Source organism: Vibrio sp. MED222 (genome assembly GCF_000153005.1).
GTDB lineage: Bacteria > Pseudomonadota > Gammaproteobacteria > Enterobacterales > Vibrionaceae > Vibrio > Vibrio tasmaniensis_A.
The window spans coordinates 134,643-145,106 of the sequence record NZ_CH902612.1 but is presented as its reverse complement, the minus strand read 5'-3'; the positions used below and the strand labels follow the sequence as shown (position 1 = coordinate 145,106).

The 10,464-nt window shown below is 43.1% G+C and carries 9 protein-coding genes; 3 read left to right on the top strand and 6 right to left on the bottom strand.

What is annotated here, in order from left to right:
- A partial coding sequence (locus tag MED222_RS01140; RefSeq protein WP_009848855.1) for a DNA translocase FtsK 4TM domain-containing protein occupies positions 1-1,794 on the bottom strand: 1,794 nt, incomplete at its 3' end.
- Between the two features lie 163 nt (positions 1,795-1,957).
- A complete protein-coding gene (lrp, locus tag MED222_RS01145) occupies positions 1,958-2,452 on the bottom strand; it encodes a leucine-responsive transcriptional regulator Lrp (protein WP_004734558.1) in 495 nt (164 codons plus the stop codon).
- 156 nt (positions 2,453-2,608) lie between these two features.
- On the opposite strand from lrp, the gene ald reads away from it, so the two are divergent.
- Entirely contained in the window at positions 2,609-3,733 is a 1,125-nt protein-coding gene (gene ald / locus MED222_RS01150; RefSeq protein WP_009848856.1) for an alanine dehydrogenase, read from the top strand.
- 191 nt (positions 3,734-3,924) lie between these two features.
- On the opposite strand, the gene MED222_RS01155 is transcribed toward ald, so the two are convergent.
- Positions 3,925-5,127 (bottom strand): methyltransferase, encoded by a 1,203-nt coding sequence (locus MED222_RS01155; RefSeq protein WP_009848857.1) that lies wholly within the window; start codon positions 5,125-5,127, stop codon positions 3,925-3,927.
- 169 nt (positions 5,128-5,296) lie between these two features.
- Positions 5,297-6,271, bottom strand: a complete 975-nt coding sequence (gene cysB / locus MED222_RS01160) for an HTH-type transcriptional regulator CysB (RefSeq protein ID WP_009848858.1) — start codon at positions 6,269-6,271, stop codon at positions 5,297-5,299.
- Between the two features lie 322 nt (positions 6,272-6,593).
- Here cysB and MED222_RS01165 point away from each other — a divergent pair, with 322 nt between their 5' ends.
- The gene (locus MED222_RS01165; RefSeq protein WP_009848859.1) at positions 6,594-7,358 is read left to right on the top strand and encodes a hypothetical protein; all 765 of its coding nucleotides are present in this window, start codon (positions 6,594-6,596) and stop codon (positions 7,356-7,358) included.
- Between the two features lie 98 nt (positions 7,359-7,456).
- Entirely contained in the window at positions 7,457-8,251 is a 795-nt protein-coding gene (miaE, locus tag MED222_RS01170; protein WP_012604394.1) for a tRNA isopentenyl-2-thiomethyl-A-37 hydroxylase MiaE, read from the top strand.
- 107 nt (positions 8,252-8,358) lie between these two features.
- On the opposite strand, the gene pyrF is transcribed toward miaE, so the two are convergent.
- Together pyrF and lapB are read right to left on the bottom strand one after the other, a co-directional pair.
- Positions 8,359-9,054: an orotidine-5'-phosphate decarboxylase gene (gene pyrF, locus MED222_RS01175; protein WP_009848861.1), complete on the bottom strand. Its 696-nt coding sequence runs from the start codon at positions 9,052-9,054 to the stop codon at positions 8,359-8,361.
- A gap of 122 nt (positions 9,055-9,176) precedes the next feature.
- The gene (lapB, locus tag MED222_RS01180; RefSeq protein WP_009848862.1) at positions 9,177-10,352 is read right to left on the bottom strand and encodes a lipopolysaccharide assembly protein LapB; all 1,176 of its coding nucleotides are present in this window, start codon (positions 10,350-10,352) and stop codon (positions 9,177-9,179) included.
- Positions 10,353-10,464: the final 112 nt, after the last annotated feature.

Sequence of the window (10,464 nt, the reverse complement as noted above, 5' to 3'; positions counted from 1 at the left end):
ATCTGCCTTTATCTTGTAGTCCGCTAGCTTCGATTCAACAAGACGAGCAATCGCCTCTAGTGCATCGCGGTCAATAAAGGTTTCACGTTTTTCAGGGTGGAACAACAGCTCAAGTGTTGGCAATGGCTCGGCAGGTTTGGGCAAATTCACATCTTGCTGTACCAAGAACGGGTTTTGTGTCGCCGCCATATTCGCTTGCGCTTCAGATACCAGATTTTGGAATGCTGCTACATCTTGGTCTTGGTCTTGGTCTTGGTCTTGGTGCGCAGACTCATCTTCCGTGACCTCTTCCCATGGAAGATCAACAGCAAGCTCTTCAGTTTGTTCGTTAGCTTGTTCAAACTCCGCATTACCTTGCTGGGCAGCGAAAGGCTCTTGTTGCTCAGTATTAACATCTTCAATCGATACAGGTTGGAACACTGAAGCTTGTTCATCTTGCTCTTCCGCCATATCAAACGGAGATGCTTGCACAGAAGAACCTTCTTCGATTGTTTCTTCTGTTTCATCCACTGGCGAAGCATATAAAGATTCAGGCTGAACGTCTTCTGCACCGAGTTCACCCTCGACTTCAGAGGAACTATCCGTTGCTGTTTCAGCACTATCAAAATCACTATGAGTTGGACTAACTTCCGCTTGTTCGTTTTGCATGTATTGTTGGTACGCAACCTGAGATTCATGTGCGTCAACTTGCTCTTGAGCCGCTAGATCATCTTCATACATTGCAGCATTCTCTAGCTGCTCTATCGTTGCATTCAACTGCTTCGAGCGCTCAATGCCCTCTTCCAAAGGCTCTTCTGGCGCTTGGTAAACAGGCGCAGCAGGGATCGGCTCAGGTTCAACTTCAGGTTGACGTTGAATATCAGACACTTCTTGAGCTGAAGCGTCTTGCTTCGCTGGCGCATCGACAGGCATATGAATATTGTAATGGCGCTTCGGCGACGCGGCACTGTCTAGCGCATTTGTAGCCTCGCCTGAAGACTCATTGGTCGCTGAGAAGCTCATCGCAGGATCTAGTAGATCATGCTCTTTTGATTCTTTGTTATCTTCTAAAGCAGGAACATCACGGTAACTCGGCTCTTGATGACGTTCTTCGATTAAATCGCGGTCTGCCGATTCTGTTAACTGAGGTTCAAGCAGCTCTTGATCTTGGCCGCGCGCCTTATTAACGGCTGACGTAAAGGATTTGATTGCACACTCGCCTAACCATTCAACAATACTTAACCAGGAAATGCCCGTTAATAGGGTAAAGCCAGCTCCCCATAAGAAAAGAAGAACCAACGTACTGCCCAGAACGTTCAGCGTTGGAAGTGCAAGACTTGTTAATACATCACCGACTACACCACCAGATGAAAAGTACCAAATATCATCGAAGTTGATATCCGCTAAACCACAGCTAGTAAGAATAAGGACAATCAGTCCAAGTAAACGAGTACCCCACAGCATGAAATCGATCTGCTCATCTTCATTACGTTTACGGAATAATACCCACGCAGCAACCGTCACCAAGATAGGTAAAGGATAAGCTAAAGAACCAAACACAAAGAAAAGCGTATCCGCCAACCATGCACCTACGTAGCCTCCTGCATTTTGAATATCACCACCCCAAGCCGTTTGCGACCATGATGGGTCAGCAGGGCTAAAAGTTAATAACGCAACGGCAAGTAGAATAGAGAAGAGAACACCTAGAATTAGGCTGCACTCTTTTAGACGTTGAGAACCACTTAAACGAGGAGACTGAGGCTCTTCACTCGTTTTAATGATTGTTTCTACTTTATTACTGCTCTGCTTGAACATAAACCAACTTAATAATTAAACGGGATAAAAACATCTCGAGCGGCAATAGCCGCTCGTTTCAATGAAACTACTGTTGATTTAACCATATCAAACAGAAAAACCCAATTCCAGAAAGCAAGAAAGCGGAACAAATGTCCGCTTTCTTTCATTTCACCAATTGTGATTAACGAGTTTTAATCACAAGTTGATTGGTTTGTTTCACTTCTTCCATTACAACGTAAGTTCGAGTGTCGTTTACGCCTGGTAGACGAAGTAACGTATCACCCAGTAGCTTACGGTAAGCACCCATATCAGATACACGTGTTTTTAGAAGATAGTCAAAATCACCCGACACTAAATGACACTCTTGGATGTCATCCAGTTTCTGCACAGCGGTGTTGAATTGTTCGAACACATCTGGCGCACCACGGTTCAACGTAATTTCAACAAACACTAAAAGTGAAGCATCAAGGTACTGTGGGTTCAGCAATGCTGTGTACCCAGTAATGTAACCTTGACGCTCTAAACGACGAACACGCTCAAGACATGGAGTTGGAGAAAGTCCTACTCGTTTTGAGAGTTCAACGTTTGAGATACGACCGTCTTTTTGCAACTCATTAAGAATGTTGCGGTCAATACGATCTAGTTCCTTGGACGGCTTCTTATAATTGTCTGCCATTTTTTATTCCACCTTATTACTTCCTTGCAAAAAAATATACTACAACTTTTTAATATTCAGTATCAAATTTTACTTAAACATATCTATACTAGATATTAATTCGACAGAATTACCCTACACATAGATAAAACAACCAAAATAAAATGAGGAGTCAGGATGATCATTGGCGTACCTAAGGAAATCAAGAACCACGAATACCGCGTTGGTATGACCCCAGCTAGCGTGAGAGAACTAATCTCACACGGCCACCAAGTTTTTGTAGAAACCAATGCCGGTAATGGTATCGGTTTTTCAGACGATGATTACATCGCTGTAGGCGCATCCATTCTTCCTACTGCTGCTGACGTTTTCGCGAAAGCAGAAATGATTGTAAAGGTTAAAGAACCTCAAGCTGTCGAGCGAGCTATGCTTCGCGAAGGGCAAATATTATTTACCTATTTACACCTTGCACCAGATTTTCCACAAACTGAAGAGCTGATCAAGAGCAAAGCTGTCTGCGTAGCCTATGAGACTGTAACAGATAATATGGGTCGCTTGCCACTATTAGCACCAATGTCTGAAGTCGCTGGTCGCATGTCTATTCAAGCAGGTGCACAAACACTAGAGAAATCTAACGGTGGTTGTGGTCTTCTTCTTGGCGGCGTTCCTGGTGTTGAGCCAGCAAAAGTTGTTGTTGTTGGCGGCGGTGTTGTTGGTGCTAACGCAGCACGTATGGCTGTTGGCCTTCGCGCTGATGTAACCATTCTTGATCGCAACGTAGATACTCTTCGTCGTCTTGATGAAGAATTCCAAGGTCGCGCAAAAGTGGTTTATTCTACTGAAGACGCTATTGAGAAGCATGTTCTAGAAGCTGACCTAGTGATTGGTGCAGTGCTAATCCCAGGCGCAGCCGCTCCTAAACTTGTTACAAAAGATCACATCGCTAAGATGAAGCCAGGTTCAGCGGTTGTTGATGTTGCAATCGACCAAGGTGGTTGTTTTGAAACTTCACATGCAACGACTCACGCCGATCCAACTTACATCGTTGATGACGTAGTTCACTACTGTGTTGCTAACATGCCAGGTGCCGTTGCTCGTACTTCTACTTACGCACTAAACAATGCAACACTTCCTTACATTGTTAAGCTAGCGAACAAAGGTTACCGCGAAGCACTTCTATCTGATGAAGGTTTCCTAGAAGGTCTAAACATAATCCACGGTAAAGTGACTTGTAAAGAAGTTGCAGAAAGCTTTGACCTAGAATACGTAGCGCCTGCAGAAGCAATCGCGATGTTTAACTAATGATGTAATGGCTAACTGAATGCAATAACCTTCTCGTTGAAGCGTTCAGTTAATTCAGACACATTAAACAAAAAGCCAGTACGACATTATGTCGCGCTGGCTTTTTTGTATTTATCATTTTTTTGTATTTATAGCTTTATTTTGCATTCATGATGTTAGATCGTAAAAACACGTACCAGTGCTGTTTACCGCTAGCGCTCGATCTTAACCCCATGAATCAATAGGTTTCTTGGCGTTACACTACGTTCGCAGAACTCTTCAATCGAAGCTTGATAACCTTGTTCTTGCAGATAAATGGCACGATCTAAGGCCAACCATATCTCTAAAGGTCTTCTAAAGACTTGTTGAACTAAACTCAGCTTTTCCATTTCCCAGAAAAGCGCTTCGCCTTGAATTAAATAAGAGTCAAAATCAATATCTGAACCCAGCGATATATCTTTCACTTCAGATGCCCAGCAACAAAATGATTCAAAGCCTTCGGATAGCTCCGATTTCTTGATGCTTGGTACAGGAATGTACTCGTCGACACCAAGCTCACCCTCAAGTAGTTGGCTAAAGCCTAATCGGTAACTCATTTCTAACTGACGGTGCCTTTTTACTCTTTCACCACCAGTGACGGTTTCTTGAAGCGGGATTCTTAAGTCGCTCTTGCTCAACGTTAATGCTGAGCTTTTCGCAACGGATGACATCGCTTGGTAGCTTTCATCGCGAATAAGGTGGTAGCAACATGGAGAAATGGTGACTGCAGGAAGCCCATGTGAAACAGATTTCTTCACTAATTCGACATGAAGGTCACCACAAGCATGAAGAGCAACAGCATGTTGATTTGAGTTAAACACCCTATCTGCATCTTTTGAAAACGCGTCACCTTGAACAAAGTCCATCTCTAGTTTCTGGTCATCTGCAATCTTTTGTCCGCTTTCACACAACGATTGTTGCCATTCAAAGCTAGTGACTTTTTGATCTGATTGCTGAGATAAGATCCGACCGAGAAAGCCTTTGCCAGAACACCATTCAAGCCACTCTTTACCATGATGGTGCTCTAATGAAGCCTCACCCATCGCGACGATTTGTTGCAGCTTTCTGCCGGGAATACCATCGGCAGTACCGCGCGGAAGATCAAGCCCAACTAAAGCCGAATTATCAAACTGGATGTGTTGATTGGCATTCCCTAACTCTGGGAGAAAACGCATAAGTTCCGAAATCAGAACTTGAGGCTGTTCTTTTAGCGTTTGAATGCGTTCAATACTCAAACCATCTAACCAATCGACAAGTGGAAGGTTCACGTCTGTCCATGGCTGATCGTGAGTTTGGCATAGGTGAAAAGGCTCTGAACGCCAGTAAATCTGGTGCTCTAGCAAAAATGAATCGAGTATTTTGAATCGTGAATGCATGCTTCCCCCTATGGTGCGATGATTGTAGGGGTAAGAGGCCTAAATGGAAAGGAAGGTTACAAATTGAGGTTGTATAAAGACAACCTACCAGCAATAAAACCACAAATGAGCTTAAATGAAAACGGCCTGTAAACAGGCCGAATTGGGAATCTAGGTAAGACTATGACCCTTAGCGAACGGGTAAGTCGATGTCTTTAAACATCTCTTCGATCTCTTCATTCGATTTCAAAGAAATAGCTTGCTCAACTACTGGGCGAGTTAAGTGCGGTGCAAAACGCTCCATGAAATCGAACATGTAAGAACGTAAGAAAGTACCCTTTCTAAAGCCAATACTTGTGGTACTCGCACCAAACAAGTGGCTCGCGTCAATAGCAACCAAGTCTGTATCTTGCTCGTGGTCAATCGCCATGCTTGCAATTACACCCACCCCGATCCCCATCCGAACATAAGTTTTAATCACATCAGCATCCGTCGCGGTAAACACAACACGCGGTGTTAAGCCTACTTTGTTAAATGCTGTATCCAGCTCGGAACGGCCAGTAAAACCAAATACATAAGTCACGAGAGAATAAGCGGCAAGATCTTCAATCGAGATATTTCGTTTCTGTGCAAGAGGGTGATCTTTCGTTACCACGATCGAACGGTTCCAATGATAACAAGGCAGCATAATTGCATCTTGATAAAGGTGTAGCGCTTCCGTTGCAATCGCAAAGTTCGCTGTACCCTTAGCTACCGCTTCTGACATCTGGCTTGGCGTACCTTGATGCATGTGAAGCGACACTTTTGGATAACGCGCCGTGAAACCTTTAATAACATCAGGGAGTGCATAACGAGCTTGAGTATGAGTGGTTGAAATATTCAATGTGCCCATCTCAGGATGAGTGTGCTCACCCGCAACCGCTTTAATACTCTCAACACGAGCCAAAATCTCTTGAGAGATACGAATAATATCCTCACCGGCTTGTGTAACCTGAGTTAAATGCTTACCGCTACGCTCAAATATTTGAATGCCTAGCTCGTCTTCAAGTAATCTAACCTGTTTACTTATGCCGGGCTGAGATGTGTACAAACTCTCTGCTGTCGCTGAAACATTTAGGTTATGGTTTAGAACCTCAACAATGTACTTCAGTTGCTGTAACTTCATATCTAACCTCGTAATCCTTTACTCATTTCTGCGCTAACTTATTTGCAAATAGAGCGTTATAGTCTCGTGTAATATAATTAATAGTTATAACGCTTCGAGAACTAAAATGACAGAAATATCGAGCTTTTAAAGCGTAACAAATAAAAACATCACTGACGCTTTGTAAGCCACTCCTCATTCTCACACATTAGTTAGTAAATTTTGATTGCCGATTGCGCTCAACAAGAGATAATCAAAAATTGTAATTTACAAGTGCCTATACACAATGGAATCGTGTATCCTCTCTAGTTAGCTATAGAAAACAATAAGCAGACACAAATATATGAATATTGGTTTAATAATCGCCTTGGTAGCCGTGCTTTTGGTGTTGGTTTTAGGCTACAACATCATGCTTCAATACAAAGTTAAGGTAGAAACAACGAAGAAACAGGAAGCTTCTCGTTATCTAACCATTATAGATGGAACAGAAGAGTTAATTGGCAATGCTCACCACATGCCGTTTAGCCAAGATCTTCTTATATGCTTAAACAATCGAATTCTTGATGCATTAGTTAATATGTATGAACTCGATCCTAAAAATAAGCAGCTTGCCCAACGCATCGAAAGCGTAAAGCAACAAATCACTCAGCTTAAAGAGAACCACCAAGGGGGCGAAAGCACCGCTTTTCGCATGCCTAGTAGTGACAAGCAAGCAATCATGATGCTTAAGCTAGTTAAACGCTTGCGTGACACGGTTCGTAACGAGCACAATAAAGGACGTTTTAATACTCAAGCTTTTGTGGTTGAAAACGCTCGCTTAGAAACAATCCAAATTCGCATCAACATCGAGAATGTTATCAAACGTGCAAATGACTCGATATCTCGTGGACAGCCTGGCACAGCGATTCAACTGTTGCGCAAAGGCATCGATGCATTAGCCACTAAAAACGACGCATACTCCAATCAAGCGAAAGACAAGCTACAACAGATGCTTGACGATCTTGATCAGAAGCGCCTAAATAAAAACGCAGAAGATTTACAGCAGATGGAATCGAAAGAGCGTGAAGATGACATGGATGCTCTATTCGGTCAGAAGAAAAAATGGTAACGCTCTAACTCAACACTTAAAGGCCGCTCTATTTAAATTAGCGGCCTTTTTTGTACCTGTGGAATTTCCTTTCTCCGTATAGGGGGATCTCTTAAGCTGTGATAAAATCCCGCATTATCAACAAACTTGCCCTTACCATGTATCAAGAATTATTAGCCCCTATACACTCTTTTCTTAAAGCTGAAACGCCAGATTCATGGATAGATGAAGCCAAGAAGCCTGAAAACCTTCATATCATTCTACGCGATCACATGCTTTGTGAACTTAAAGCAGCTCAAAGTGCTTTGTTCCTTATCCGTAAATATGCGGTAGATAAAGAAAGCGCGAAGCAACTGAATGAGTGGATTTTGCCCTACGAGCAATTTGCTTACCGTCGTATTGGAGACTTGGAGTCTCTACGTGGTAAAAGTAATGTATCAAAGCAAATTACAGCGAAAGAAGGCTGTAATTACGGTGCTGACTTGATCGATAAAATGGTATTGCTGATCAAAGAAGAGCTGCATCACTTCTACCAAGTGATGGAATTGATGGTAAAAAAAGGCGTGACTTATCAACCGATCGAGGCGGGCCGCTACGCTAAGGGTTTAATCAAGCAAGTTAAGACTTACGAGCCTGATGCTCTAGTTGATAAGCTTATTATTGGTGCATTTATTGAAGCTCGCTCTTGTGAACGCTTTGCTAAACTGGCTCCTTTCTTAGAAGAAGACATGGAAAAGTTTTACGTATCTCTACTTCGTTCAGAAGCTCGTCACTATCAAGACTATCTTGAACTCGCGGAACAAATCGCAGGGAAAGATATCTCTGAGCGTATTGCTCATTTTGCGCAAGTTGAAGCAGAACTTATCACTTCAGAAGACAGCGACTTTAAGTTTCATAGTGGCGCTCCGGTTTAAGCCGTTTAGAACAAGTCTACTCCAGACCAATTCTGTATTTAGTACACCTATAAGAAGGCCAGCAAATTGCTGGCCTTCTTTATTGGAATTACGACTTAATGATAAGCTTAAGCTAGCGTGCCGTTGATTTCAGCAAGTACTGATGCAGGGTCTGCTGCTTGAGTAATTGGACGACCGATAACAAGATAGTCAGAACCTGACTCAATCGCCTTAGAAGGCGTCATGATACGCTTCTGGTCACCAACATCAGCGCCTACAGGACGAATACCTGGAGTTACTAGTTTGAACTCCTGACCAAGTGCACCTTTGAGCAAAGAAGCCTCTTGTGCAGAACATACAACACCGTCTAGGCCTGAGTTTTTAGTCAAAGACGCTAAGCGCATCACTTGTTGCTGTGGCTCTAGATCCAGACCGATACCCGCTAAGTCAGATTGCTCCATACTGGTTAGTACCGTCACACCGATTAACAATGGACGATCTTTACCATATGGTTCCAAAATTTCACGAGAAGCCGTCATCATACGCTCGCCACCGCTCGCGTGTACGTTCACCATCCACACGCCCATCTCAGCGGCAGCACGTACCGCTTTTGAACATGTGTTCGGGATATCGTGGAACTTAAGGTCCAAAAACACAGAGAAACCACGTTTATGTAATTCACGAACAAATTCAGGGCCAAACAGAGTAAACATCTCTTTGCCAACTTTTAGGCGGCAAGATGCTGGGTCAATACGATCGACAAAGGCTAACGCATCCGCTTGGTTATCATAATCCAATGCTACAATGATTTTTTGGTCGTTCATTTCATCTCCTAACGCAGTTAACTTTCTACAAAATATTTATACCAATCAGGCCATAAATAACAGTCATAAAAATGCAGCCCGAAAGCTGCAATTAATAATTTGGTCTTAAAATGACCACAAATCTATTCACCATCAAGCCCACGAATAGGCTTGATCGTTCCCCACCCCTTACATGAAGGGCAGTGCCAATACATTGAGTGAGTTGAGAAACCACACTGACGGCATCGGTAATGAGGCTTAACCTTGAGTTGTTCACCAACCATAGATTGAAGCGTTGTTAAGCTGTCTTTGGCTCTACCTTCTTCCGCTTCCTCTAGGTGATAATCAATTAATCGATAAAAACCTTTCATGGTTGGGTTTTTAACAAGCTGCTTTGTCAGTAGCTCTTGAGCAGAGCCAACATCTTCATGGTCGGCAACGAGTTGAGCCAGCATCAACTCAGCGGAAACACCGGCTTTCTTCTGAATACACGCTTTAAGGAACTCGACCAACTGCGCTTCTTGTCCAAGTTTGTGGTAACACTCAGCAAGCGTTGGCAGGACTTCACTAATGAAGTCGATATCTTGCTCGAGAACTGACTCTAAATAAGTAATTGTCTTGTGATAATCTTCATTGGCTAAATAGAATTTTCCTAAAGCAATACTGGCTCGAACACATTTAGGGTCTTCTGAAAGGGCCTTCTTGAAGTGCTGAAGCGCTTTAGGGCGGTTGCCGTCGGCTTGTTCTTGCATCGCAAGCTCACACCAGAAGTGTGCAACCATCGCACGCGTCTTCATTTTCTTCTTGCTCAGCTTAACTAAGATATTCCCGTAATGAATCGCTTTATTCCACTCACGCGTTTGCTGATAAATGGCAACCAACTGCTGTAAAGCGCCTTCTTTATGATCAGGCTCTTCTACAAGCTGTTCAAAAATTTTCTCTGCGCGATCAAGAAAGCCTGAGACCGTATAGTCTTTAGCTAATTGTTGCAATGCGAGGTTTTTTTGATCGAGGGTAAGCCCAGACCGAGAGATAAGATTTTGGTGAATACGAATAGCGCGGTCGACTTCGCCTCTTGAGCGGAACAAGTTGCCCAAAGCCAAGTGAGTATCGATGGTTTCATTGTCTACTTGAAGTAACTCAATGAAGTGATCAACCGCTTTGTCAGATTGGTCTGACAGTAATAGGTTCAAACCCGTCACGTATTGGCGGGAGATCTGGTGTGATTGCTTTTGTTTTTCTTGCTGAGCATTACGATTACCCATATACCAACCATAAGCGGCTGCGATGGGCAAAAGTAAGAACAGTAACTCTAACATCAAATATGGCCTTTAAGCTTTAGTTTCAGCAGCGACCTGCTTTGATTGCTTATTGAGTTGCTTCTTCAAGCGATGAATTTTTAGTTGAGATCGCATGTGCATATTTCCAAAG